This is a genomic window from Cerasicoccus maritimus (genome assembly GCA_031296935.1).
In the GTDB taxonomy this organism is placed as follows: domain Bacteria; phylum Verrucomicrobiota; class Verrucomicrobiia; order Opitutales; family Cerasicoccaceae; genus Cerasicoccus; species Cerasicoccus maritimus.
Window position 1 is genome coordinate 24,774 of sequence record JAVDPD010000031.1, and the last position, 24,474, is coordinate 49,247.

The following is a 24,474-nucleotide window of genomic DNA, read 5'->3' on the forward strand; positions in this document are numbered from 1 at the left end:
GAATCGTTCCTGGAATCCATGTTACTGGAAAAAAGCAAGGCCGCCAATCTGGCGACCTTGCTGAAATCTTTTCTTTAAACTCCTGTGGCTTACTTGCCGCTCGGGAACTGAATCGCGCCTTGGTCGACAGAGGCGGTTTCCTGGCAGAGGCTGTTGAAGCGCTCAAGGATGTCGGCTTCCATCTGCTGCGGAGACATGCCGTTGGCTGCGCGCAGTTCTTCGACGGTGCTGCCGTGGCCCACGAAGTTGTCCGGCCAGCCAATGCGCACGACCGGCGTGTCGAGGCCCGCATCCTGCAGCTCTTCGAGAACACCGCTGCCGAAGCCGCCCATGAGGACGTTTTCTTCGATCGTGGCGATCATGCGGCAGTTTTTGGCATGCTCGAGCAGGAGCTCGGTATCGAGCGGCTTGGCAAAGCGGGCGTTGACGACGCCAACTTGCAGGCCTTGCTCGGCGGAAATCTTGTTGGCGAGCTTGAGCGCATCGTGAACCATCGGGCCGAGGGCCCAGATCATGATGTCGGCACCATCACGCAGGAGCTCGGCCTTACCGATTTCAACGGCTTCCGGCTCTTCCTTCATCTTGACGCCCACACCGTTGCCACGTGGGTAGCGGATGAAGGTCGCGCCCTTATGGTCGATGCCGGTCTTCATCATGTCGACCAGCTCGTCTTCGTCCTTGGGAGCCATGATGATGGCGCGCGGGACGCAGCGGAGGTAAGACACGTCGAAGAGGCCGTGATGCGTTGGTCCGTCATTCGGCGAGAGACCAGCGCGGTCCATGCAGAACATCACATCGAGGTCCTGAAGGGCCACGTCGTGGATGATGCAGTCGTAAGCGCGCTGGAGGAAAGTCGAGTAAATCGCAACAACCGGCTTCACATCGCTGGTCGCGAGACCGGCGGCAAAGAGCACGGCGTGCTCTTCAGCGATGCCGACGTCAAAGTATTGGCCGGGCACTTCGTCGCGAAGATACTTCATGCCAGTGCCGGAGGGCATGGCGCCCGTGATGCCGACGACGCGCTTGTCCTTCTTGGCGAAGTCCACGAGGGCGTGGCCGAAAACATCCTGATACTGCGGCGGCTTGCCTGGCTTACCAGGCTTGGTTTGGCCGGTCTGCGGACAGAACGGACTCGTGCCGTGGAATTTTTCCGGATTCTTCAGCGCTGCATCAAAGCCCTTGCCCTTCGTTGTGAGGACGTGGAGCATGACGGGTTCTTCGCACTCCTTGGCGAAGGTCATGTATTGGTCGAGCAGTTCCTGGTCATGGCCGTCGATCGGGCCAATGTAGCGCAGGCCATACTTCTCAAAGAGCGAAGATTCCTGATCGCTGAAGAAGTCCTTGGTCTCGGCCTTGACCTTCTTGCCGATCTTGCGGATGCGGCTGCCGCCGGGAACCGTTTCCAGGAAGCCCTCCAGGTCGTTGTGCAGGCGATTGTAAACAGGGTTGGTGATCAGCTCGTTCAGGTAGCTGGGGATCGCGCCGACGTTGGGAGCGATGGACCACTTGTTGTCGTTGAGGACAACAATGAGCTTCTTGGTGGAGGTCTTGATGTTGTTCAGGGCCTCCATAGTAATACCGCAGGTGAGGGCGGCGTCGCCGATCAGCGCCACGACATGCTCGTCCGTGCCGCGAAGGTCGCGGGCGGTCGCCATGCCGAGGGCGGCGGAAAGCGCGGTGCCAGCGTGGCCTGCGCCGTAGCAGTCGTGCTCGCTTTCTTCGCGGGTCAGGAAGCCGGAGAGGCCGCCGGAAGAGCGGATCTTCTTGAACTCGTCACCATAGCGGCCAGTCAGCAGCTTGTGAACGTAACCCTGGTGCGCCACGTCGAAAACGAAGCGGTCCTTGGGAGTCGAAAAATGACGGTGCAGGGCAATCGTCAATTCCACAACGCCGAGATTGGGGCCGATGTGGCCGCCGTTGTCGGATGTCACCTGGATGATCTCCTGGCGAATTTCTTCGGCCAATTGTGGCAATTGATCCGGATTGAGCGCTTTCACGTCATCCGGGCCCTTAATGCGCGGCAGTAATTCCATGTTTGCAGTCACCATTTGCGGAAGGCTAGTCCTCGGAGTCGTCGGTTAGGTTAGTAGAGACGGCTTCGTTTTGCTTCCGCAATTGTTCAATTCTTAGTTCAGCGTTAGTTAATTTGCGATTACAGTTTTGAAATAGGTTACTACCTTCTTCGTATTTTTCAACGAGTTCGGCAAGCGGAATATCCCCCTCTTCGAGAGAGTCGACGAGGACTTCAAGGCGCTCAATCGCGCTCTCGAATGAAATCTCTTCATCTTTATTTGGCTTTTTCCCCATATGATAACGCCATAGCGATTAGCAAAACACGTGCCCGATGAAAGCATATGTTTCAAGTGTAAAATTGTCAGACGATTACAGCTTTAGCCTTGTTTGCGACCGTATTCGTAGCCCAATTCGTTGAGATAGCCAGCTACTTCGCGACGCAGGAAATCAATATTTTCATGCGTATAACGCCATTGCCAGTTGCCCTGGGCGGCACCCGGTGTGTTCAAACGCGCATCGCTGCCAAGGTTGAGCAAATCTTGCACCGTGATGACGGCTAGACGGGCGGGGGAGCGGTAGCAGGCGCGGACAAAGTCCCACTGGGGTGACTCGTCGCCGACATTCAGGTAGCGGCGCACGTGGTCACGTACGTGGTCGCCCTCCGTCCAATACCAGCCGAGTGTCGTGTCGTTGTCATGAGTGCCGGCGTAGACCACGCTGTTTTTTTCGTGGTTGTGCGGCAGGTAATCGTTGGAGGCGTCGCCGCCGAAGGCAAATTGCAGGATGACCATGCCCGGCAGGCCGGTGGCTTCGCGGAGCACGTGCACGCCGTCGCTCAAGTCGCCCAAGTCTTCAGCGATGAGCAAGGCCTCTGGCAACTCTTCTTTGACCTTTTCAAAGAACTCAATGCCGGGGCCAGCCTTCCATTCGCCGGTGCGGGCATCCTTCGCGGTCGCCGGAATGGACCAGTAGTCGTGGAATCCGCGGAAATGGTCAATGCGGACGACGTCGTAGAGCAGGAAGTTGGCCTTGAGGCGCGCAATCCACCAGTCGTAGTCGCGCTTCTTGAGCGCATCCCAGTCGAAGAGCGGGTTGCCCCATAGCTGGCCGAGCTCGGAGAAATAGTCGGGCGGGACGCCGGCCACGGCCTTCGGCTTGCCTTCCTTGGTCATTTGGAAGATCTCCAGCGACGACCAGGTGTCCGCGCTGTCGAAAGCGACGAAGATCGGCACATCGCCAATGATCTTGATGCCCTTGCTGTTCGCGTAGTCGCGCAGCAGCTTCCATTGGCCGAAAAACAGGTATTGGTAGAATTTCTCCGCGGCAATGGCGTCAGCCAGCTTCTTCGGTAGATCAGACTTCTGCCATAGCTCGTAGGAGCGGTATTTCTTGGCCCATTCGAACCAGGGCTTGCCCTTGAAGTGGTCCTTGGTGGCGCGGTAGGCGGCGTAGGGGTCCAGCCAATGCGCATGCTCCTTGATGAAGCTCTTGTAGTTGCCGTAGCCGTCGAGGCTGGGTTCGCCGTCCTTGGCAAAGCGCTTGGCAGCCTTGGCCATCAGCGGCCAGAATGCCTCATAGAGCCCGCCGTATTCCACGTGGTCGTGAGGCAAGGCGCGCAGGGGCTCCAAGTCTGACTCTTTCAGCAGGCCAAACGACACCACCGGATCGAGATCAATCAAATACGGGTTGCCAGCGAAGGCCGAAAAGCACTGGTAGGGCGAATCACCGAAGCCGGTGGGCCCGAGCGGGCAAATTTGCCAGTAGCCGAAACCACCTTCGGCGAGGAAATCTACGAACTGGTATGCGGCGGGGCCGAAATTGCCAATGCCGTGTCCAGAGGGTAGGGAGGTGGGGTGCAGTAGGATGCCGGAAGCACGCGAGTCGAGCCAATTAAAGAGTGAACTAGGCATGATGTTTAAAACAAAGCTGAGCATAACAGGGAAGCGCCCCCTTGGCGGCAAGCCGTAAATACAGTTTGGCTTTAATACTTTACGCGTGGAACTTTATCTGAGAGATTGGGGTTTAATCGAAGAATGAAGCGTTCCATTGTACAACTTGGCTGCTTACTTGCCCTTATGGTGCTGCCTGCTGTTTCCCAGGCTGGCTTGGATGAAGCGCGTGAAAGCATGCTGGAAAATTCTCCTTTTAAAAAATGGCAAGCGCCAAAGCCCCCCGTGGTCAAGCCACCGCCCGTAACCAACACCAGTGGCGCACTCAGCCGGGAAGTGGTTTTCAAAGGCACGATGCGCATTGGCGAGGAGCGCTTTTTCAACCTGTTCGACAAGGTCGAAAACCGCAGTTTGTTGATGCCGCTCAATGATAAGAGCAAGGGCCGCTTCACCGTTGTGGATTACAAGGATTCCGGTGATCGGTCAGTGGTTCTACAGGCAGGCAATGGTATGCGTGAGACCATTTATTTGTCAAAGACTGACGGCGTTTCGATCCCCACGGCTACTCCGGTGGCAGCTCAGAAAAGCAATATTCCGGCTCAGTTGCGCCCAGACGTAAATCGGAGCGTTACTCGTCCTGGTAATTCGTCAAACACCGAGCGTCGACGTCGTGTGATACCGCGTCGTGTTAATACCTCCAAGTGAGTTAATTGGGCGTAGTCACGACGCAATCTGAAGTAGTGAGTGGGCCAGTCTAAATGATAAAATGAAGCGCCTCAGGGCTCATTGGCTCGATGAACCCGCGTGTGGTATTTCTTACCACAAGTACGGGCTGTCATGACTCAAGACGCTTTAGGCGCTGGCCGCGGCGGCCTTTTCGGCCTGACGCTTTTCCAGCAGGCCAAAGAGATCGACTTGCTCGTCGGCATGGTAGCTGGAGCGGACCAGCGGGCCGCTTTCGACAACGTCGAAGCCCAAATCGAGCGCCCATTGCTTCCAGTGGGCAAATTCTTCCGGCGTCACCCAGCGATCCATTTCCTGGTGCTTCTTGGTGGGCTGGAGATACTGGCCGATGGTGAGGATATTGCAGTCGATGGCACGCAGGTCGCGCAACAGCTGTTCGACTTCCTCTTCCTTCTCGCCAATGCCGAGCATGATGCCGCTCTTGGTCACGAAGCCGCGCTTCTTGGCGTGGTCGAGCACCCACAGGGAGCGGTCGTAGCGCGCGGTTTTGCGGATCGGGCGCTGGAGGCGCTCCACGGTCTCCATGTTGTGGTTGAAAATGTCGGGCTTGGCGTCGAGGACGATGTCCAGGTGCTCGGCCTTGCCCTTAAAGTCCGCCGGGAGAATTTCCACAGTGGTGTTCGGGCACTTGTAATGAACGGCGCGCACGGTGGCTGCCCAGATGCTGGCGCCGCCGTCCGGCAGGTCGTCGCGGGCCACAGAGGTAATGACGACATGCTTGAGGTTCATCTTCCGGATGCTGTCCGCGACGCGGGCTGGCTCGCCGAGATCGGTTTCGGGCGGGCGACCGGTGGCAATGTTGCAGAAGGTGCAGGCGCGGGTGCACACATTGCCGAGGATCATGACGGTTGCGGTGCCGCGGCTCCAGCACTCGCCCATATTTGGGCACTTGGCGGACTCGCACACGGTGTGCAGGTTGTGCCCGTCCACGTTCTTACGCGTGGCCATGTAACCGGGCCCATTGGGGAGCTTGGCGCGGAGCCAATCAGGTTTGCGCGATAAATCTTGCATCTTGAATCGTCAGACAATCGCCATGATCGCCGCAGATTTCAAACGTTTTCTGGGGATTTACAGCCCTTGGCAGCCATTTGCCCGAAGCCTATGCGGTCTTTGCTTAAAAGCCTATACGGTTGTTTCGCAAAAGCCTATACGGTTGTTTCGCAAAAGCCTACTCGGTCTTTTCCGAAAAGCCTAGTGCTGTACTTCGGAAAAGCCTAGTGCTGTACCTCCGAGAAGCCTACTCGGTTCTTTCTAAAAACCCTTATGCTGTGTTTGCAAAACAACCGCTGCTGTACTGCCGAGGTACAGCATCGGTTGTTGCCTCAGTACAGCACCGGTTATCGGCCAAGTACAGCCACTGTTGTTTTTGAAAAGCCTAGTTAGGCTTTTGGGGGAGACTGGGCAGGGGCAGTTTTATACAGAAGGCAGCTAAGGGAGCAAAGGCTGGGCGTGCAGTCGTGGGGGCAAGGTATGTTTTAAACAGGAAGATCGGGAAGAGCGGGAAGCATGCGCCCGCATGCATTATCCAGGGTAGGGACGGTTGCCCTCAACCGTCCGTTGCAGTTAACGTGGTTAGGGTAGCGCCCGGTATCCTTACCGGGCAGTTTCAACGGAGTGGCAGTTTGAAGACGAGGGCGGAGGGGCAGGCTTTTGCCCGTTAAGGATAACGGGCGCTACCTTGAAGTGGTTAGGTTTAACCGTGAGGCAGCGCGGCGGACGGTTAAGGGCAACCGTCCCTACCTTATAGACTTTCATTAAAACCGTGAGGACGTTGAATGAAGCCGTGAGGCAACGACTTGGCGGCTACTCGGCAGGCTTGGCGCGTTTGCGGGCACGTTAACGCTTCGGCATGTAGCGTGCGTCAAGGTGGTCATTGGATGTGTCGCCCGAGTTGTTGCGTTGTGCAGGAGGCGTTACAAGGCCAGCGCCAAACGTCTGAGATGGTAAATAAAATGGTTGGCGGTCTGCATCCGGCTGTGCTGATTGCTCGGGTTTCTGGACAGGTCTTAATATCTCCTGTATTTCCTGTCTAAGAAACTGAGCATTATAGCTCGCTGCGCAGGGAATGTGTAAAATCGGCAGGCCGGCAGCTGCGAGCGCGGCGTCGACAAAGGCATCGCGCTCTTGGCGGTCTGTGCGCAAGTGAGAACGGTCGTCTAGCTCGATGGCGAGCAGCGGCGCCGTCGTCTCAGGATCGATGAGCAGGAAGTCGATGTGCTTCTGCGAAATGCGCCGAAACGCGGGCATGTATGCTTTGCCGGTTGCCGTGACGTCGAGCACGTCGGCCAGCCGAAGCTTAACCAAGGCTGTCCAGTCATCGCCAATTGCTTCCATGAGCGCGTGCGAAAACAGCTCTTCCGCCGGCGAAAGTATCCGGTCGACGGCTGAGTAAGGGTAGTCGAGCTCAGCGGTCGGCTGGTCGGATTCTATTGGAGACTCGGCGGGCTTAAGCAGCTGCCGGATGATTGCTAGCCCCTGTAGGCTTTGCGGCAAAATGTAAGTAAGATGAAACCTTTTTAAAAGATACAGCAGCGCTGCCAGGAAAAAGGTAAATACGAGGACAAAGACGGCAAGAAGCACCAGGTAGCCAATCATCGTCGATATGAGCGGCGAGAAGTCGACTGCGGCAATGGCCGGCAAATATGGGTGCATAGTCACTGTCGATGTGTGGGCGGATGGTTAATCCTGCTCGAAGAAGTCTGAATCAATGCGTTTGACTTCGTAGGTTGTCTCGATGGCTACGCCGAGGTTATGCTCGATCATTAAATCCGCAAGGCGGTCGCCGTCGATCAGGATGATCTTTTGTTGGACCGCGTTGGCGAACTCCACGGCTCCGCTGGAGAAGGTGCTGGTCGTGATGAAGACGCCTTTATTTGCCTGTTTGCCCGCTAAGGCGCCGACGAATTCCTGAATTTTCGGGCGTCCGATGGTTCCATCCGTGTAGCGCTTGGCTTGCAGGTAAATGACGTCGAGCCCGAGCTTGTCTTCGTTGATTAAACCGTCGACGCCACCATCGTTGCTCGCCTGTGTGAGCTGCCCGGCGCCCTCGCGCGAACCTCCATAGCCCATGCGGAGCATTAGGTCCAACACGAGCTGCTCGAAGCGCAGCGGGTCCATGGCCTTGGTGTAGTCGAGGACTTCTGATTTCAGCTTGGCGCGCAGCGTGGCCACGGCGGTTTCGATTACTTCCTCGGGCGGCGCGTCGTCATCCGTGTCGACGGGGTCCTTTTTCGAATTGTCGGGCTTTGATTTGTTCGTCTCCCAAGCCTCTTTGTAGCCGTCGAGCGATCTCAGGTCCCGGCTTCTGAATCCATTGGGATGTTCGTTTAGAAATTGGCGGCCTCGCTCAGTTGCGGCGTAAGTCGCGGTCGCCACGCGCTCAATCAAGGCAGCTTTGGTCAAATAAGTTAATGCCCAGCCCGCCCGGTTGCGTACGTAAGTTGTCTTTCCGCTGGGTAGAAGAGCATTGGCCTGTTCTTCAGTTAAATTGAAATGTGCTATCATTGCCTTGGCGGCGCTTTGCCGCTTAATAGGCTCCCGATTGGCCAAAGTTAATATCGGGTGCATCATCTCTTGGTAGGTTGGGATATCCATGATGACTGATTTTATCACAAGACATCGGCATCAAGGGAAGCCCGAAGATGGGAAAGGGGGAAGATTGGGCAGGGAAAGCGGCAGGATGCCGCTTCTACGCGAGGGGGCGCATGGTTAGCCGAAGATGGACTGGAATTCGGCGGCGATGACGGCCTTTACTTCGTCCATGGGGGGGCATAAATCCGCGAGTTCTTGTTGGAGACTCGTGACGGAGCCGTCGGTGGGGGCGATGCCGCAGGGGACGATGCCGCTAAAGTGTGCCAAATCCGGCGAGACGTTGAGCGCGAAGCCGTGGTAGCTGATCCAGCGCGTGACGGCGATGCCGATGGCCGCGATTTTGCGGTCTTGCAGCCAGATGCCGGTCTTGCCTTCGCGGCGGGCGGCGGCCAGGCCGAGGACGCCGAGGGCGTTGATCAGGACTTGCTCGATGTCGCGCAGGTAGCGGTGGAGGTCTTTGCGGTGTTCGAGCGATAAGATGGCGTAGCCGACCAGCTGCCCCGGGCCGTGGTAGGTAATGTCGCCGCCGCGGGAGGTTTCAGCCAAGTCGAAGCCCTTTGCGGCCAGGAGTTCTTCGCTTAAGAGCAGGTTTTGGCGGGCGTCGCGTCGGCGGCCGATGGTGTAAACCGGCTCGTGCTCGGTGAAGATTAACAGGTCGCCGATCTCGTTGTCGCGGCGTTGTTGCACGCGGTCGAGTTGGCGTTGTGTGGCGTCGGCGTAGCGGGTGCGTCCCCAGTCTTCGATTTCAATTTCCATGTCGGTGAACGCTTTTTTAACTACGAATGGCGCGAATGACGCGAATGTTTTTTGGTAAATTGAGTGGGAGTGGGTGATCGAGAAGCGGCTGAGAGGCAGGCGGGTTTGGGAACAGGAGCAAGCAGAGGGAGCAGAGGCTGGGATGAGTGGAGGGGGGTGGTTTTAAACAAAAGGGGGAAAGGGAGCATAGGGGAAGTGTGAGGGTGGCATGGTGCGAGGATTTTTATCAGGAAGATTGGCAAGTGGAGGGATAGGGTAGGGACGGTTGCCCTCAACCGTCCGTTCGTTGGAGTCGGCGTCGTTGGTCAGGGCTTTGGATGACGCGGCGGACGGTTGAGGGCAACCGTCCCTACCAAATACTTGATAAAAGAATGCGCGATGGCTTCGTCGGCTTCGAAGGCGTCGTCGGGGAGGTTACAGGGGGGAGCAGGGAGTTTCATGCCGGTTAGTTTGCCGCCCAATTGGACGGCGCGTAACCGGGACCTGTAGGTATTACCCCCTGCTGGAATGGGGATTACTGCATGTGGAGCTCGATCCAGCCAGAGTCAGGGTCGTTGCCGAAGCAATCCAAGCCAGCGAAGATCGCGTAGTAGTGGCGGGCGTAGCGGCCACGGAAGCTGGGCATGGCGTTTTCGGGGAGCTGCACGTCGATCGTCCAGCCTTCAGTTGCGCTGCCGGGGAGGACGCCTGCGGGCGCGACGTTGAACTCCTGCTCGAAGGTGGTGGTGGACTTTTTGATATGGACGCTCTTGTTGTGGCTCTGGCCGTCGTGGCTGAAGCTCACGTTGTCGTGCATATCGATGTATTCGATGCCGCGGACCTTGAGGTAAACGCGGTCGTATTTGACGTCGGCTCCGGTGGAGCTGGCGGTGATGGTCACCGTGAAGGGCTGGCCCAATACGGGGGCCTCTGCCTGCGCGAACACTTTAGCGCCGCCTCCGGTGACGGCGTCTTTCATCGACTTAACTTTGTCAAATAAACCCATGCTTTGATTTGAGCAGGGTTAGGGCTGCTCGCAAACTTTTAATGCGCGATGTGCCCGCAGTAAGTTGCGTTTGGGCGCTTAATAAGGAAGGCCCATGCCAGAGCGTGGGTTCCAAGGGCCATTGAGCTTCGTGTCGCCGAACCAGCCTACGCTGTGCGCATCGTTGTCGTCACCGTAAGCATTGTGGTCGGTTGAGGCGTCGTTGGGCTCTTCGAAGGTCACATGGCCGTCGCCCCAGGCAACGACCGCTTGGCCGCGGAAACGAAAGTGGCAAGTGGGGGTCATCTGTCCGGCAAGTTTGCCGTTGGAAATGGTGCGGTAGGGGACGGAGTTTCCCGTCTCCACGATGCCGCCGCCTTTGACGATGGCTGTGGACGTGAACATGACGGTGTTGGCGGCGTCCTCGATGCGGGCGGGGAGATTGCCGCGACAAAACCAAGGCTGGTAAACGCCGTTGACGAATGACGAGCCAGACACGTTCCACAGGTCCTGGCGCGCGCCGTAGTAGGTCGCGTTGTAGCCGTAGCCTCCAGTGCCCGAGTCGAATTCGCTGCCGGTGCTGGCTTCCATGAGATCTTTAAAAACAGGGCAAATGCGGACCTGGCCGCCATCAAGGTAGTCGCTGAGGTAGCCGCCGGTTCCGTCGAACTTGCCATACTTGCGCTTGCCGTGCCAGTGAGTGATGTCGCGGTAATCGGCGTTGGGCGCAAACTCTCCGTGGTCGTTCGCGTAAAGCAGGTTGGCGTTCGCGAGCTGCCGGATGTTACTCGCAGATTGAGATTTCTGTGCCGTGAAACGCACTTCGCCCACGGCGACGATGAGGATGCTCGACAGAATGCCCACGATGGCGATCACCGTGAGTAATTCAACGAGCGTGAAGGCGCGGGTTGTGTGTTTCATTCCGCTATGGCCTCCAGTCGCAGGCGGACGAAACGTCCATCCGCCGGGTTCGCGGGCTCCGCGATTTGTAAATAGACTTCCTGCAAAACGCCGAGGCTGGCTTGTGGCGATTGGTTTACGGTCGTGACGGATTCGATCACGGCGCTGTCGACAGTGGATGCGGTCAGCGGACCAAAGCGAGCGGCTTCCAGCCAAGTTCCATCCAGCGCGCCATCCTGGTATTCGATAACGTAGACGACGTCGGCATTGCGCTCGTCGCGAGGAAATACGAATTGCGGGTTGGATGTGCCGTCGAGTTCGGCTCGGGTTACGGCAGCGCTGTCGGGCGTTTCCGGGTCGAGGCGGAAGGCGTATTCCGCGAAATTGGTCCAGCCGTCGCCATCGTCGTCATTGTCGGGGAGGAGGCCGCGTTCGTTATCCCATTCGTCGTAAGTCAGCGATTGGCCGATTGCACCAACGGCTTCGATGTCGGCACCACCACTGTCGTAGGTAATCCAGGCGTCGTAGATTGGGTTGCCAAGACTGTCGAGAAAGCTGCCGTCTCCCGGGATATCTACCATGCGAACGTGGGTGATTGCATTGAGGTCCAGTTTGCCTTGGGCCACGAGCTCGTCATCGGCCAGGTCTTCCAAGTCGAAAGGCGTTCCCCAGCTGTCTCCAAAGCCGTTCACGTGCTTGCCGGCGAGGTTGTAAACCAGTGTAGGATCGATGGAGCCATAGCGGCCTACAGCACCGTCTGTATTCGAGATGCTGGGAAACCGGGCGAAGTCCACGCCATTACTGGAAACTTCGACGTAGGCAAGCTCAGCAAAAATGCCACCAATGCCAGCGCCACCTTGGTTGGACTCAGAGATGCCGCCATTTTCAAATACGGCAAAATCCGCGCCGGTGAAGTTTTGTATCGGCTTATCGAAGGTGAGGGTGATGTAGCCAGGGGAGTCTCCAGCGGCGATGTCTACGCTGTTTAAGTCGCCTAATGAGGTGATCTGAAACAGGTCGCCAGTCACTGGCCCGAGAATCCAAGAAGTTTCATTCCACGGGGCGGCTAGAGTAGGATCGCCAGTAACGAGGTCGGTGCTGTCGGCACCATAATACTCCGCCACGTCTGAGGCCCATCCGAGGAAAATTGGATTCACGCTCGTTTCACCATCGGGGCTTTCGTAACCGGACGTGTTCGACTTGCCTTCGCCGCCGGGACCTGTGAAGCCGGGGATCGGCGCGTCAAAGGCGTTTTCGTTATCACTCAGCGCAGCTGAATACTGCTGAGCCGCCAACGACAGGGCCATCGTTAGTAAGCTGAACCCGACTGTGAAATTGCGAATCATCTATTGGTGGCAGTATGTTGCCATTAAGGGAATCTTTCAATCCAGGTCATGGTGTGAGTCAACCGGGAAAGCCAGTTAATGGCAGTTAATTGCTAAACGAGGTTATCGTATGCACGCATGAGATAAGCAAGTTTAATTTAGAAAACTGCTTGGATTAGAAGCCTAGACGTCAGTTTCGCTTCCATGTTCCTCGGGATTCGGCAAAAAGCGAATTGCCAGCAGGCAGACCATCACCGATTCGATTAGGAAGAAAGAATACTCTTCGAAGGGGATGTGCCCGAGCCAGGTGAGGCCGTCGGGGTTGTTGGGGCCTTCGGCCATTTCAGCGGCAGGGTAGCCCAGGCTGACGGATTCGCCGAAGCCCCAGACACCCAGCCAAACTGCGTAATTGTCCCACGGCGTCGTGAAGATAAAGGCGATGCCACACACAATACCCATGCAGATCCAGTGCGCGCGGCGCAGTCGTTTGCGATTCCAGGCAATGAGCAGCGCCAGGAGTGGCAGGGTGAAGATTAAATGATAGCCCCAGTAAGTCATGGATCAACGTGGTATTCTAGTCAGCTGAATGGAGTTTCCGGTTAAACGCAACCGCGGAACGTGTAGTTTCGGACAGGGAATGCCTCGACAACCATTTGCCGTATCAAAAACCTTGCCTTGCAATGGTTTAAAGGCGATGTTGTGCGTGGTCTATTGCTATGGCTCAGGATGAACCTAAAATACGTGTCGAGCACCTCGACATGGCTTACGGTAGCTTTACCGTGATGAATGATCTCAATTTCGAGGTCAACAAGGGTGAAGTGTTTATCATCATGGGCGGTTCCGGTTGCGGCAAAAGTACGCTGCTCAAACACCTGATTGGCATAAAGGAACCTGCGCGCGGCGAGATTTTCTACGATGGTAAGAACTTCACCTCGGCAGACGACGACGTGAAAAAAGACATGCTCAAGGGCTTCGGCGTTACTTACCAGGGTGGGGCGCTTTGGAGCTCCATGACGCTGGCGGAGAACGTCGGCCTACCGCTTGGCGAATACACCAACCTGAAGCCAAAGGAGATCCGCGAAGTCGCCAGCTATAAGCTCTCGCTCGTCGGGTTGCGCGGCTTTGAAGACTTTTATCCGTCGGAGATTTCCGGCGGTATGTGCAAGCGCGCTGGCTTGGCCCGCGCCATGGCGCTGGACCCAGACGTTCTGTTTTTTGACGAACCTTCGGCTGGTCTCGACCCCATTAGCTCGCGCCTCCTGGACGACTTAATCCTCGAGCTTCGTGATTCACTGGGCGCAACGTTTGTCGTGGTGACCCACGAGCTGGCCAGTATTTTTGCGATTGCTGACCGCGCTATCTTTCTGGACGCCAAGACGCGCTACCAACTCGAAGTTGGTAATCCCGTTCAAATGCGCGACCACAGCGAATTCGAAACCGTCCGCAACTTCCTGATGCGCGGCGAATTGGCCGATGCGAGCGCCGCCACCGATATTGGATAATTTCTATGAAAAACTTTGCCAAGGGCAACAAGACCGTTAATTTCACATCTATCTTTCTATGAGTAAGAAAGCCAACCCGGCAGTTATTGGAGGATTCGTGGTCACCGCCGTAGTGCTCGCTATAGCGGCGATTGTGGTGTTTGGCTCGGGCAACTTTTTCAAGCAGCAGGCGGAGTTCGTCCTGTATTTTGATGACTCGGTGAACGGCCTCGCGATTGGAGCCCCAGTCAAGTTCAAGGGCGTTCCCATTGGCCAAGTTAAGGACATTCTTATCCGGTTTAACCAGAAAGAAGACTCGGACAGCATCCCTGTGATCATTGAAGTCGATGTTAGTCGATTGCGCACGTCGCTGGGGGTGGATGTGGATCTGGGGAACCCTGCGGTGCTTCGAGAGCAAATAAACGGAGGATTGCGCGGTAGCTTGCAACAAGCCAGCTTTGTAACGGGCCTACTTTTTGTGGAGTTGAATTACGTCAATCCAGCGCCGCCACCAGTGTTTCGGCAAATGCAGGGCCTCGACAATGAATACTTGGAAATCCCGACGCTACAGTCCGGTCTGACGGAGATAATCAAAAAGGTTTCTTCGATGGTGAATGAGATTTCACAAATCGATTTCCGCGGTATCGGCATCAAGCTCAACGCTACTTTAGATAAGCTAGATAAAGGTATTGGCGAAGTTGACTTCAAGGGGATTAGTAATCAGACGAAGGAAACATTGAAGGCTTATGAGGAATTGGCCAATAACCCGGATTTACGGAAGGCGTTCGCGAATCTGGACAAGACACTCTCTGACATGCAGGTGCTGATAAATAATCTGGATGGCGACATGGGAGAATTAGTGAAAGACATCCGTGTGACTTTGAGCTCTGCGCGTGGCACCTTGGATAAAGTCAGTGTATTAGCCACGGACGCCGACAGCATGCTCGCACCGGATTCTCAGCTTCGCTACGAAATAAACAGCGCTTTGTCGGAGTTTGGAGGCGCGATGCGCTCGTTGCGCGTCTTGCTGGATTATTTGGAGCAAAACCCGAGCGCCATTCTCACCGGCAAGCAGGAGAATTAACCACATGAGAGACCGTATTTTGAAAATTTTCCTCCCGATTCTTGCGGTGTGCCTATTGGCGCTTCAAACCGGTTGTAGCCTTGGCAAGGAGTCGACGCCCTCAACGTTCTATGTATTGACTTCTTTGCCGCAAAGTACCGATGCACTTCCTATTTTTGAAGGAGATCCACCGGATGTCGGCGTGGCGCAGATTGAGATACCGAAGTATCTTGATCGTCCGCAAATGGCCTATCGGGTGAACACAAACCAAGTTGAGTTCAATGAATTTGAGCGTTGGGCGGAACCCATCAGTTCGGGCGTGACCCGTGTCACCCGGGAAAACCTTACACAGCTGCTTGGGCCCGGTAAAGTTGCCGCCTTCCCGTGGATGCAGGCGTATCCGCGCAAGTACATGCTGAGCGCAGTCGTGACTGACTTCTCCGCCAATAATGATGGCATCGCGGAGTTGAGCATTATTTACCGCATTGCGGACCGGAGGAATCAGACGACTTACTTGATCAGCGAAGCAACCTTCAAGGATTCAAGTGGTTCTCGCCTATCGACTGCCAGCGCAGTCGAGGCCTTGAGCGACACGCTGGAGCAGTTTTCCCGCGCCGCTGCAAATGACATCGCCAAGGTTGACGCTGAGCAAAAAGCTCAAGCTTCGCAGGAACAGCCCGCGTCTATAACTCCAAAGTAATTGAGATGGGGCAGTGGTCGCTACCGAGCACATCACTGAGTATTTCGGTTTTCTTCACCTGTGGGGCTAGACGCTCCGAGACAAGGAAGTAGTCGATTCTCCAGCCAACATTTCTTGCGCGGGCACCGCCACGGTAGCTCCACCAAGTATAATGGTCCGGCTCATTTGGATGCTGTTGGCGAAATACATCAACCAAGCCAGCATTTAAGTGCTGGGTGAATTGCTCGCGTTCCTCGTTCGTAAAGCCTGGGCTGCGGCGATTGGCCTTGGGGCGGGCAATGTCGATTTCCTCATGAGCCACATTGAAGTCTCCGCAAACGATCACCGGTTTTTTCGCATCGAGTTCTTTTAAGTAATCGCGGAAATCCGGATCAAACTGAGCAGTTCGGTAGTCAAGCCGGCGTAACTCGTCCTGTGAATTTGGCACATAGACATTCACGAGGTAAAAGGCGTCGTATTCCAGCGTGAGAATGCGGCCTTCTGCCGGGTGTTCAGGCAGACCGGTTGTTTTGCCAACAAAAGTCGGCTTAGAGAAAGTTGCCGTTCCCGAGTAACCTGCACGCTCTGCGCTGTGGTAGCATTGGCGCTCGAAAGGAAGCTCTAGCTTGGGGATTTGATGCTCGCTTGCCTTGATCTCCTGTAGGCAGATCACGTCGGGTTGGCGCTCTGCGAGAAAATTAAGGAAGCCCTTTTTGAGAACTGCCCGCAGGCCGTTTACATTCCACGAAATAATTTCAATTGATTCACTCATTTGTCTAAAATTTAGGTCCAAAATTGAACACCGCCACCCGCGCAGTGAGAAATAAGCCAGCAGTTCGGCTATACATTTGCGTTCGTTCAATTCATTTAGGCCATGAGCAGGATCGATGATGATTCTGCAATTGGCCATGAAATTCTCGTGCTGCACCAAAAGGCTACAGAAGTGGCACATGAGGTCCTAAAACAGAATAGATGAATCTGGTTCATGTTCCGGATTACTTTTAATCACTGTCATAAATAGAACATTTGCGATCTTTGGCACGGGTGACGCTTAAATGGTATGCGCAAGGTCATTTCTATCACCATTTGAATATTGCTAACTCAAAATGAAAAACACACTGAAACAACTCACCACGCTGACGCTTCTTGGCGCTACAGCTCTCTCCGCTGAAATTGTCGATTTTGGCAGTGCACCGGAAAAATGGCAGAACGCCAAGCCCAACACCGAACTGGGTCAAAAAGTTCTGGGCTACGCAGGCGAGCCAGCATTGCAGGGGCGTTTGCTCTACAATCAGCGTCTGCGTTTTGAATACGCTGATTTGCAAGGTCCGCGTACGTCTTCAAACGCACTGACTCTGCGCACTCGCATCGGCTACGAAACGCCGAAGCTCTACGGCATGTATCTGCTGGGTGAGTTCGAGAACACATGGGCCATCAACTATTCGGACTACCAGGCATTCCCGGGACCCGGCACAAAGACCATTATTCCGGACCCCCGCAATAATGAGCTGAATCAATTTTTCTTCGGCTTTAAGGGCTGGAACAGTGATTTCAAGGGTGGCCGCCAAGTCATTAATCTGGACAACCAACGCTACGTAGGCGCTGTTGCCTGGCGTCAGAACGACCAGACTTTTGATGCAATTCGCTTCCAAACTGAAATCATCAAGGACACCTGGCTTTCCTATGCATGGGATTGGCGTGTAAACCGCATTTTCGGTGTTTATGCTCCGGTTGCGAATCAGGAACGTTTCAATTCCAACAACCACTTTATCAATGCGCACTATGAAGGCGTACCATACGGCAAGATCGCGACCTACTTCTACTATGTAGATCTAGATGGATCTCCGATTAACTCCTCAAACACATGGGGCCTGTATTACGCTGGTAAGGCAAAGCTGAGCGACAGCTTAACGATGCCGTTCCGTGCAGAGTATGCCCTTCAGTTTGACAACTCTGCTTCCGGCGCCGGCGTAAGCTACGACCTGAACTATTTCCACACAGTATTAGGTCTGAACTACGAAGGCTATGAAGCTGGTTTCGGTTTTGAAAGCCTTGGTGGTAACGGAACACGCGGTTTCAGAACTCCGCTCGCTACGCTCCATAAGTTCAATGGCTGGGCTGACGTATTCCTGAATACTCCAGCAAATGGCCTAAACGACTACTACCTCTACTACAAGGTCAAGTTGCCATACAAATTCGGCCTCGGTGGCGCATTCCACTACTTCACTTCTGAAGATGGCGGCAGCAACACCTACGGTAAGGAAGCTGATATCAGCCTCAAGCGTCCGATCACGGAAAACCTCACCGCACTGGTAAAATTTGCTTACTATGATGGTCATGGTGGCCCGTCTGTGCCTCTGGGCTCAGATGTCACCAAGGTTTGGATTCAGTTGGATTTCAAATTATAGTAAGGTTTGTTATAGGTTAGAGACAAGCTGTCGGTGATTGATTCGCCGGCAGCTTTTTTCTGGGGTTGAAACTCGCTCAATCGATCATAACGTTTCTTAATGCTCGTTGAACATACTACTGTCGACGTAATGGCCATCTGGATTTCCCCGGGCCATGATTTTCGTGGACGTCATGGTCTCGGACGCCTGGAACATGGGCTGGCGGCGATGGATTCAGTACAATGTCATGCGGGCAAGGGCATTGTCGACGATCGCTATTACGGCCATAAAGAAGATTACAAAGGGCAGATCACGTTTTTCGATGAAGCGGTGGCCAGCGAGCTTGAGCGAAACTTTAATTTAGCCGAATTGGACCGCTCGCTTTTTCGACGCAATGTGCTGCTGAGCGGAATTGAACTCAATTCACTCATCGGGAAGAGGTTCCGCCTGGGTGAATTGATTTTGACCGGTAGCGAAGAATGCAGCCCTTGCTATTGGATGGATGAAGCTGTAACGCCCGGAGCACATGAGTGGCTCAAAGGTCGAGGTGGGCTAAGATGCCGAATCGTAGAGTCGGGTTTGCTGAAGTTGGGCTCCCATGAATTGGAGGTCCTGTCTTGAGTGGTTTAATCAGTGTCGCGGAAGCAGATCGCTTAATTGCTGAGTTTGGGGACCAGTCGCCGGTCATTTCCAGCCCATTGGGAAAGGCAGCAGGCCGCGTTTTACGTGAAAATATTTATGCAGACCGCCCATTGCCGCCATTTAATCGAGTGATGATGGATGGTTATGCTTTGCGCTATGCGGACATAGAACATGGATGTGGCGAGTTTAAAGTCTGCGGCCAACTGATGGCAGGCGACTGCAAGTGCGCGCTACCCGAAGAAACTGCCGCTGCAATTGAAATCATGACAGGCGCGCCGCTGCCCGAAGGCGCAGATGTGGTTGTGCCGTATGAGGAGACCATACGTGAAAGCGAGGCATTCACTTTAGCGAAAGACGCCAACGTTGAACCAGGCCAGTATATCCACCGTGAGGGTTCAGACTTTGCAGCGCAAAGCTTATTGGTTCCAGCTGGCGCAAGTCTAGGCCCTGTCGAAATGGGCGTTGCCGCATCTTGTGGCTATACGGAGCTGAAAGTCAGCTCTCGCCCTCGTATCGCGGTGATTGGCACCGGTGATGAGCTGGTGCCCGTTTCGACGACTCCATTGCCGCATCAAATTCGCTCCTCGAACGCCGTCACGGTTGAGTCTGCATTAGGCTTGGCTGACTACCATGTGGGCGAAATTGATCACTGGTGCGATGATGCCGAACTTGGCAAAGCACGCATGATCGAATTGCTTGGACGAACAGATGTGATGATTATTGCGGGTGCCGTTTCCAAGGGACAGCGCGATTGGATACCTGGTGCGCTGGACGAAGTCGCGCAGTGCATTTTTCATGGTGTGCGCCAACGTCCGGGCAAACCAATGGGACTTTGGCGAACGGGGGAAGGGAAAATGATCTTTGCACTCCCCGGTAATCCTGTTTCGGCTATGGTTGGGCTTCATCGTTATGTGCTTCCATACCTGTGTGCGCGCGACGGCTTTGCTTCGTCAACACAGTCAGTTTGCTTAGCAGAAGACATTGCTTCGAAATCGCCGATGACTTGGTTTTTGCCAGTCGAAATCTTAGATGACGGAACAGCCGCTCCGCGCCCGGTCAATAATTCGGGCGACTATGCTAGACTCTGCGGCACAGACGGATTTATTGAACTTTCAGCCGAGGCATCGCAGTGGAAAGCGGGCATCTCGGTTCCATTCTACAATTGGTCAAAATGAGTGAAGGATTAACGCATTTAGATGAAGCAGCACGACCTCGCATGGTCGATGTCAGCGAGAAATCCATTACCACGCGTGAGGCAGTTGCCGAAGCGGTGGTGGTGTTCCCGCATGATGCTTGGGCGCATTTACGCGAGAATGGCTTTACCTCGAAGAAAGGTGCCATTCTAGATGTCGCACGCGTAGCAGGCACTATGGGTGTTAAGCAGACCAGTCAATGGATCCCGTTTTGCCACCCGCTGCCTATTGACGGCTGTTCTTTTGAGATCGAACCATCCGAAGCTGAGCCGCAGTTGGTGATTCAATGCCGCGTTAAGACAACCGGGAAAACCGGTGTCGAAATGGAAGCCTTGACCGGCGCCGCTGCTGCCGCCTTAACCATCTATGACATGACTAAGGCGCTTGGACATGGCATAGAAGTCAGCCGCACCCGACTGGTTAGCAAAACCGGAGGCAAAAAGGATTTCAATGCCGATGCATGATTCTAATACCGCGCCTATGCTTGGGCTGGTGCTTGCAGGCGGTCAAAGCCGTCGCATGGGCCAGGATAAAGCCAGCCTTGACTGGGGGGGGATGCCGTTGTGGCGTAAGCAAGCAGAGCTATTAAAAGCATGCGGGCTTTCGGTTGGAGTCTCCATTCGCGAGGGGCAGGTATTACCGGGATCGAATGCATATGAGGATGCCTTAATCTCCGATGCTTTTGAAGGCGCAGGGCCTTTGGCAGGGTGGATGAGCGCTTGGCAAAAGTTTCCGAACCACGCGCTACTGGTCGTCGCTTGCGATTTGCCTTTGCTTGACGTGAGCACGATTCAAACACTAATCGAACAGCGCAGCCCGAATGCATGGGCAACGGCCTACCGCAGCTCCAGCGATTCACTGCCCGAGCCAATGTGCGCCATTTACGAACCGTCGGCGAAGCCCATCTTCGAAGCGGCGATGAAGGCTGATCGACGTTGTCCGCGCAAGCTGCTGATTGAGGGCGGAGCGGATGTTTGCCTGATCGAATTGGCTGAGCCAACGGCGCTCGATAATGCCAACACACCAGAAGAATTCACGCGCCTACAAGGCTTGGCGCAACCAACTAGTTCTGCACAATGAAAACGGTGACATTAATGTATTTTGCACAACTCGGCGCGCAGGCTGGCTGCTCCGAAGAACAAGTGGAAACCGGAGCAAATACTGTAGCCGAGCTTTTTTTAGAACTAAAAGGCATTCACGGCTGGACCTTGCCAGCGGATAAGGTTCGTTTTGCGCGAAACGATGCGTTCTGTCCTGCGGAAGCAGGCTTCAGTGAAGGTGACGCCTTGGCAATCATGCCACCTATGTCAGGAGGTTGATCATGTTTACTTTGTCTGACAAAGCTATCGATCACGCCAATTTGCGACAATCGCTAGAGCGCATTGACGCGGGCGGGTTCTGTAATTTTGAGGGCTGGGTGCGCAATCACCACCTGGGCCGTGGCGTAGAGCGTTTGGAGTATCAGGCTTACGTGAGGCTGGCGGTGAAACAAGGGCAAGCGGTCCTTGATGATGCGATGCAGCGTTACGATCTCCTCGGTCTGCGCGCGGAGCATCGAATCGGCGCACTCATTCCTGGTGATATGGCGGTGTGGGTTGGCGTCTGTTCGGTGCATCGAGACCAAGCATTCGAGGCTTGCCGTTTCATCATTGATGAAATCAAAGCCACCGTACCCATTTGGAAACACGAATTCTATCTGGATGGCAGTGATGAGTGGGTCGACCCGACAGCCTGTAACTGCGACCATCGGTTGAAGAGCGGCGCGCATTCACATTGATGTTTACACTCGGAGCACAATCGACTTTGCAACCGAAAGCTACTTTGCAGGACAAAGTGGATGCGGCTCCTTCGGCTATCGATAAGAGAGGACGTTTCCTCAAAGACCTTCGCTTGTCGGTGATCGATCGCTGTAACTTGCGCTGTCAGTATTGCCTACCAGCCGAACTCTTCGGTGAAGACTTTCGTTTTCGGCCGATACGTGAGCTGCTCAGCTACGATGAGCTAGCGACTGTTGCCGCTGCTTTCGTGGAACTCGGCGTGGAGAAGATTCGCCTGACTGGTGGCGAGCCGCTCTTGCGCCCAGGTATTGTAGAGTTTGTTGCCCGCTTAAGTGAGGCGCACCCCGTAGTCGACCTTGCGCTGACCACCAATGGACTACGTTTGGCTGCAGTTGTGGACGACTTGAAGCAAGCTGGCTTGAGTCGAGTCAATGTTAGCCTCGATGCGCTCGATCCCTTAGTTGCTGAAAAGATGGCTGGCCGTTCGTACTCGCCGGATGTCGTCTTGAGAGCAGCGGAGTCTGCGCGCGACGCAGGACTCGAGGTTAAATTGAACGCCGTCATCAAGCGAGGCGTCAATGATAGTGAAGTTTTGCCTTTGGCTAGAATGGCTCGGGATCGTGGCTTTGTGCTTCGTTTTATCGAATACATGGATGTTGGTGCCACAAATGGTTGGACGGCACAAGACGTTCTCACGGGGGCTGAAATACGTGAGGAGTTGGGCATGCTGAGCGCTTTGGAGCCTCTAGCGCCAAAGACTTTCGGCGAAGTCGCACGACGTTATCGTTATCAGGACAATGGTCTGGAAGTAGGCTTCATTGAATCGATCAGCAAGCCATTCTGTGGAAGTTGCACCCGTGCGCGTGTCTCAGCAGACGGCGAATTATTCACCTGCCTTTTCGCTAATCATGGGGTGTCGCTGAGGCCGCATTTGGCAACGCCAAGTCTAAGCACGGCTATTCGCGAGCTTTGGCTCAAGCGCAAAGATAATTATTCGGAAGAGCGTCAGGTGAAACCGCATGGTAAAGCCCCCGGCGAAGCTCCAGCGGAAATGTGGCGACTGGGAGGGTAGGGGAATCGATGGCAAAAAAGCAGACTAAGGGACATCCGCTTTGGCGTTTCGATCGGCAGCAATTGCGCAACGCGCCTTATCCTGCGCTGATTGGAGTGGATGAGGCTGGCCGAGGTTGCCTAGCAGGCCCGGTGGTTGCCGCAGTAGCTCACATCCCCGCAGACGCCTACGACCACGTTGGCTTCAAGCGAGCGAGCACAGCAATCAACGATTCCAAACAACTGAAGGCCGAGCAGCGCGAAGCTCAATTTACCCTCATCGAGCAATGGACTGCGGATAAGCTTGTCGCCGTGGCCCCAGGCGTGGCGAGCGTGGAGGAAATTGAAGTCCATAATATTTTAGGCGCCACGAGGCTCGCCATGCAGCGTGCGTTGGACGCCTTGGAGCTGACACTGCTTCGAGCAGATTCGGTGGGGAGCGAATTGCTTAAGTGCGATAACAAAGTCGCGGATTACCCGCGCATCATGGTAGACGGCAAACCGCTCAAGCCATTCCCCTGGGCGCATGAAGCGGTGGTCGGCGGCGATGGTAAGAGCCTGGCAATCGCGATGGCCTCCATTGTGGCCAAGGTGACACGCGACCGGGTGATGCTCCAACTGCACGAAGAGGATCCGCGTTTTGGCTATGATCAACACAAAGGTTATGGCACCCCGCGACACTTGGAAGCGTTGCGAGCTCATGGCCCAACGCCACATCACCGCAAGGTCTTCCTGCGGAAGCTGGATTTACCAGCGAATGTCTGCGAGCAGCGGGAGTTGTTTTAAACTTTGCGCCGCCAAAATTTTGGCCTAAGCTGCATCGTTTAAATCCCGTTATTCATGATTTCTCAAAACGTATTATTAGGCGTAAATATCGACCATAGCGCAACGTTACGGCAGGCACGCTATCGCGAAAACCCCTTGGACCGCGGCCGCATGGTGGAGCCTGACCCTGTTGATTTCGCCTTGGCTGCGCAGCGTGCTGGTGCAGATGGCATCACGCTGCATTTGCGCGAAGACCGCCGCCACATTCAAGACAGCGATGTGTATCGCATGATCGAGATGATCCAGGTTCCGATGAACCTCGAGATGGCAGCAACGGAAGAAATGGCCAAAATCGCTTGTGAAGTGAAGCCAGCAGTTGTGCTCCTCGTGCCCGAAAGCCGGGAGGAGGTCACGACAGAAGGCGGATTGGACGTCATCAAGCACCAGAGCCGCGTCAAAGACGTGATCGCCGCGATGAAAGCTAATGGGATTGCCACGAGCTTGTTCATTGATCCAGAGGCGGCGCAGATTGATATGGCGGCAGAACTGGAAGCGGAATTTGTTGAGCTGCACACGGGTGCCTTTGCCAACGTATTTTACGGCGCGGGCATGGATGAGGAACTGACCAAGCTCAAGCACGGCGCCGTGCGCGCGCACGATGCCGGGCTCAAGGTGAATGCTGGGCATGGCATCAACTATAGCAACATCAAGCACGCGCGAGAAATTCCGTGGCTGCATGAAATGAACATCGGCCACAGCATTGTTAGCCGTTCATTGTTTGTTGGTGTCAATGAAGCCGTTCGGGAAATGAAAGCCCTGATGAACGGGATTTATCGCTGATGATCGACCCCACCCGCATACAAGGCGCCGTGATTGGCATTGGCTGCGACCTCGTGGACATCGAGCGTGTTCGCGAAATGCATGAGCGTCATGGTGAGCGTTGCCTTACCCGTATTTATACGGAAGCCGAGCAAGCTTACTGCCTGCAAATGCGGAACCCTTATCCCTCGCTCGCGGCAAGGTTTGCGGCCAAGGAGGCGGTCTCTAAAGCATTCGGAACGGGGATCGGTAAAGAGTTTGGCTTATTATCGCTGAGTGTCGGCAAAGGGCAAAACGGCGAGCCAGTCGCGGTGCTCGATGATCAAGGACAGGCCTTGCTGGAGAAAGTTGGTGGAACGGAAGTGCTCCTGTCGCTGTCGCATACTTCGACCCAAGCCATGGCGTTTGCTGTCGTGGTTCGGAATCCCAGCTAGA

Annotated in this window: 28 protein-coding genes; 15 read left to right on the top strand and 13 right to left on the bottom strand. The window is 55.0% G+C overall.

Features of this window, described 5'->3' with window-relative positions:
- Nucleotides 1-89: 89 nt before the first annotated feature.
- The 3 genes from dxs to malQ form a co-directional block, all read right to left on the bottom strand.
- Nucleotides 90-2,033, bottom strand: a complete 1,944-nt coding sequence (dxs, locus tag RBB62_RS16995) for a 1-deoxy-D-xylulose-5-phosphate synthase (RefSeq protein ID WP_309400313.1) — start codon at nucleotides 2,031-2,033, stop codon at nucleotides 90-92.
- A gap of 25 nt (nucleotides 2,034-2,058) precedes the next feature.
- Nucleotides 2,059-2,307, bottom strand: a complete 249-nt coding sequence (gene xseB, locus RBB62_RS17000) for an exodeoxyribonuclease VII small subunit (RefSeq protein ID WP_309400314.1) — start codon at nucleotides 2,305-2,307, stop codon at nucleotides 2,059-2,061.
- A gap of 83 nt (nucleotides 2,308-2,390) precedes the next feature.
- Nucleotides 2,391-3,923 carry a 4-alpha-glucanotransferase gene (malQ, locus tag RBB62_RS17005; RefSeq protein ID WP_309400315.1) on the bottom strand — a complete coding sequence of 511 codons (1,533 nt, stop codon included), beginning with the start codon at nucleotides 3,921-3,923 and terminating at the stop codon, nucleotides 2,391-2,393.
- 123 nt (nucleotides 3,924-4,046) lie between these two features.
- Here malQ and RBB62_RS17010 point away from each other — a divergent pair, with 123 nt between their 5' ends.
- On the top strand, nucleotides 4,047-4,607 hold the full coding sequence (locus RBB62_RS17010; RefSeq protein ID WP_309400317.1) for a hypothetical protein: 561 nt from the start codon (nucleotides 4,047-4,049) through the stop codon (nucleotides 4,605-4,607).
- 147 nt (nucleotides 4,608-4,754) lie between these two features.
- On the opposite strand, the gene lipA is transcribed toward RBB62_RS17010, so the two are convergent.
- The 9 genes from lipA to RBB62_RS17055 all read right to left on the bottom strand — a co-directional run bounded on the left by lipA (nucleotide 4,755) and on the right by RBB62_RS17055 (nucleotide 12,740).
- Complete coding sequence (gene lipA, locus RBB62_RS17015; RefSeq protein ID WP_309400318.1) at nucleotides 4,755-5,657, bottom strand: lipoyl synthase; 903 nt, start codon at nucleotides 5,655-5,657, stop codon at nucleotides 4,755-4,757.
- A gap of 825 nt (nucleotides 5,658-6,482) precedes the next feature.
- Entirely contained in the window at nucleotides 6,483-7,298 is an 816-nt protein-coding gene (locus tag RBB62_RS17020) for a DUF2726 domain-containing protein (protein ID WP_309400319.1), read from the bottom strand.
- 27 nt (nucleotides 7,299-7,325) lie between these two features.
- On the bottom strand, nucleotides 7,326-8,240 hold the full coding sequence (locus RBB62_RS17025) for a restriction endonuclease (protein ID WP_309400320.1): 915 nt from the start codon (nucleotides 8,238-8,240) through the stop codon (nucleotides 7,326-7,328).
- Nucleotides 8,241-8,354: 114 nt separating this feature from the next.
- A complete protein-coding gene (gene lipB, locus RBB62_RS17030) occupies nucleotides 8,355-8,993 on the bottom strand; it encodes a lipoyl(octanoyl) transferase LipB (RefSeq protein WP_309400321.1) in 639 nt (212 codons plus the stop codon).
- Between the two features lie 305 nt (nucleotides 8,994-9,298).
- Nucleotides 9,299-9,433, bottom strand: a complete 135-nt coding sequence (locus RBB62_RS17035; protein ID WP_309400322.1) for a hypothetical protein — start codon at nucleotides 9,431-9,433, stop codon at nucleotides 9,299-9,301.
- Between the two features lie 74 nt (nucleotides 9,434-9,507).
- The gene (locus RBB62_RS17040) at nucleotides 9,508-9,978 is read right to left on the bottom strand and encodes a hypothetical protein (protein WP_309400323.1); all 471 of its coding nucleotides are present in this window, start codon (nucleotides 9,976-9,978) and stop codon (nucleotides 9,508-9,510) included.
- A 78-nt stretch (nucleotides 9,979-10,056) separates the two neighbouring features.
- Entirely contained in the window at nucleotides 10,057-10,878 is an 822-nt protein-coding gene (locus tag RBB62_RS17045; RefSeq protein WP_309400324.1) for a type II secretion system protein, read from the bottom strand.
- On the bottom strand, nucleotides 10,875-12,203 hold the full coding sequence (locus RBB62_RS17050) for a hypothetical protein (protein ID WP_309400326.1): 1,329 nt from the start codon (nucleotides 12,201-12,203) through the stop codon (nucleotides 10,875-10,877). Before RBB62_RS17050 ends, RBB62_RS17045 begins: the two co-directional genes overlap by 4 nt.
- Nucleotides 12,204-12,365: 162 nt before the next feature.
- The gene (locus RBB62_RS17055; protein ID WP_309400328.1) at nucleotides 12,366-12,740 is read right to left on the bottom strand and encodes a lycopene cyclase domain-containing protein; all 375 of its coding nucleotides are present in this window, start codon (nucleotides 12,738-12,740) and stop codon (nucleotides 12,366-12,368) included.
- A 158-nt stretch (nucleotides 12,741-12,898) separates the two neighbouring features.
- Between RBB62_RS17055 and RBB62_RS17060 the strand changes: the two genes are divergently transcribed.
- Genes RBB62_RS17060 through RBB62_RS17070 form a run of 3 tightly spaced genes read left to right on the top strand, consistent with a single transcriptional unit; the run spans nucleotide 12,899 to nucleotide 15,426 of the window.
- The gene (locus tag RBB62_RS17060) at nucleotides 12,899-13,684 is read left to right on the top strand and encodes an ABC transporter ATP-binding protein (protein ID WP_309400329.1); all 786 of its coding nucleotides are present in this window, start codon (nucleotides 12,899-12,901) and stop codon (nucleotides 13,682-13,684) included.
- A 58-nt stretch (nucleotides 13,685-13,742) separates the two neighbouring features.
- On the top strand, nucleotides 13,743-14,747 hold the full coding sequence (locus RBB62_RS17065) for an MlaD family protein (protein ID WP_309400331.1): 1,005 nt from the start codon (nucleotides 13,743-13,745) through the stop codon (nucleotides 14,745-14,747).
- Nucleotides 14,748-14,751: 4 nt separating this feature from the next.
- A complete protein-coding gene (locus RBB62_RS17070; protein WP_309400332.1) occupies nucleotides 14,752-15,426 on the top strand; it encodes a PqiC family protein in 675 nt (224 codons plus the stop codon).
- On the opposite strand, the gene RBB62_RS17075 is transcribed toward RBB62_RS17070, so the two are convergent.
- Entirely contained in the window at nucleotides 15,410-16,177 is a 768-nt protein-coding gene (locus RBB62_RS17075) for an exodeoxyribonuclease III (protein ID WP_309400333.1), read from the bottom strand. The genes RBB62_RS17070 and RBB62_RS17075 overlap by 17 nt on opposite strands.
- A gap of 334 nt (nucleotides 16,178-16,511) precedes the next feature.
- Between RBB62_RS17075 and RBB62_RS17080 the strand changes: the two genes are divergently transcribed.
- The 11 genes from RBB62_RS17080 to acpS all read left to right on the top strand — a co-directional run bounded on the left by RBB62_RS17080 (nucleotide 16,512) and on the right by acpS (nucleotide 24,473).
- Nucleotides 16,512-17,813, top strand: coding sequence for an alginate export family protein (locus tag RBB62_RS17080; protein WP_309400334.1), 1,302 nt, complete (start codon nucleotides 16,512-16,514; stop codon nucleotides 17,811-17,813).
- Nucleotides 17,814-17,942: 129 nt separating this feature from the next.
- The gene (locus RBB62_RS17085; RefSeq protein WP_309400336.1) at nucleotides 17,943-18,413 is read left to right on the top strand and encodes an MOSC domain-containing protein; all 471 of its coding nucleotides are present in this window, start codon (nucleotides 17,943-17,945) and stop codon (nucleotides 18,411-18,413) included.
- Nucleotides 18,410-19,609, top strand: a complete 1,200-nt coding sequence (locus RBB62_RS17090; protein ID WP_309400337.1) for a molybdopterin molybdotransferase MoeA — start codon at nucleotides 18,410-18,412, stop codon at nucleotides 19,607-19,609. Before RBB62_RS17085 ends, RBB62_RS17090 begins: the two co-directional genes overlap by 4 nt.
- Nucleotides 19,606-20,091: a cyclic pyranopterin monophosphate synthase MoaC gene (gene moaC, locus RBB62_RS17095; RefSeq protein WP_309400339.1), complete on the top strand. Its 486-nt coding sequence runs from the start codon at nucleotides 19,606-19,608 to the stop codon at nucleotides 20,089-20,091. The genes RBB62_RS17090 and moaC overlap by 4 nt, the downstream gene beginning before the upstream one ends.
- On the top strand, nucleotides 20,084-20,707 hold the full coding sequence (mobA, locus tag RBB62_RS17100; RefSeq protein WP_309400340.1) for a molybdenum cofactor guanylyltransferase: 624 nt from the start codon (nucleotides 20,084-20,086) through the stop codon (nucleotides 20,705-20,707). The genes moaC and mobA overlap by 8 nt, the downstream gene beginning before the upstream one ends.
- Nucleotides 20,704-20,946, top strand: a complete 243-nt coding sequence (locus RBB62_RS17105) for a MoaD/ThiS family protein (RefSeq protein ID WP_309400341.1) — start codon at nucleotides 20,704-20,706, stop codon at nucleotides 20,944-20,946. The genes mobA and RBB62_RS17105 overlap by 4 nt, the downstream gene beginning before the upstream one ends.
- Nucleotides 20,947-20,948: 2 nt before the next feature.
- Complete coding sequence (locus RBB62_RS17110) at nucleotides 20,949-21,404, top strand: molybdenum cofactor biosynthesis protein MoaE (RefSeq protein ID WP_343219102.1); 456 nt, start codon at nucleotides 20,949-20,951, stop codon at nucleotides 21,402-21,404.
- Entirely contained in the window at nucleotides 21,404-22,477 is a 1,074-nt protein-coding gene (gene moaA / locus RBB62_RS17115) for a GTP 3',8-cyclase MoaA (RefSeq protein ID WP_309400345.1), read from the top strand. The genes RBB62_RS17110 and moaA overlap by 1 nt, the downstream gene beginning before the upstream one ends.
- Before the next feature lie 8 nt (nucleotides 22,478-22,485).
- On the top strand, nucleotides 22,486-23,241 hold the full coding sequence (locus RBB62_RS17120) for a ribonuclease HII (protein WP_309400346.1): 756 nt from the start codon (nucleotides 22,486-22,488) through the stop codon (nucleotides 23,239-23,241).
- 54 nt (nucleotides 23,242-23,295) lie between these two features.
- Nucleotides 23,296-24,060 carry a pyridoxine 5'-phosphate synthase gene (locus RBB62_RS17125; protein ID WP_309400347.1) on the top strand — a complete coding sequence of 255 codons (765 nt, stop codon included), beginning with the start codon at nucleotides 23,296-23,298 and terminating at the stop codon, nucleotides 24,058-24,060.
- Nucleotides 24,060-24,473 (top strand): holo-ACP synthase, encoded by a 414-nt coding sequence (gene acpS, locus RBB62_RS17130; RefSeq protein WP_309400348.1) that lies wholly within the window; start codon nucleotides 24,060-24,062, stop codon nucleotides 24,471-24,473. Before RBB62_RS17125 ends, acpS begins: the two co-directional genes overlap by 1 nt.
- The last annotated feature ends 1 nt before the right edge of the window (nucleotide 24,474 follow it).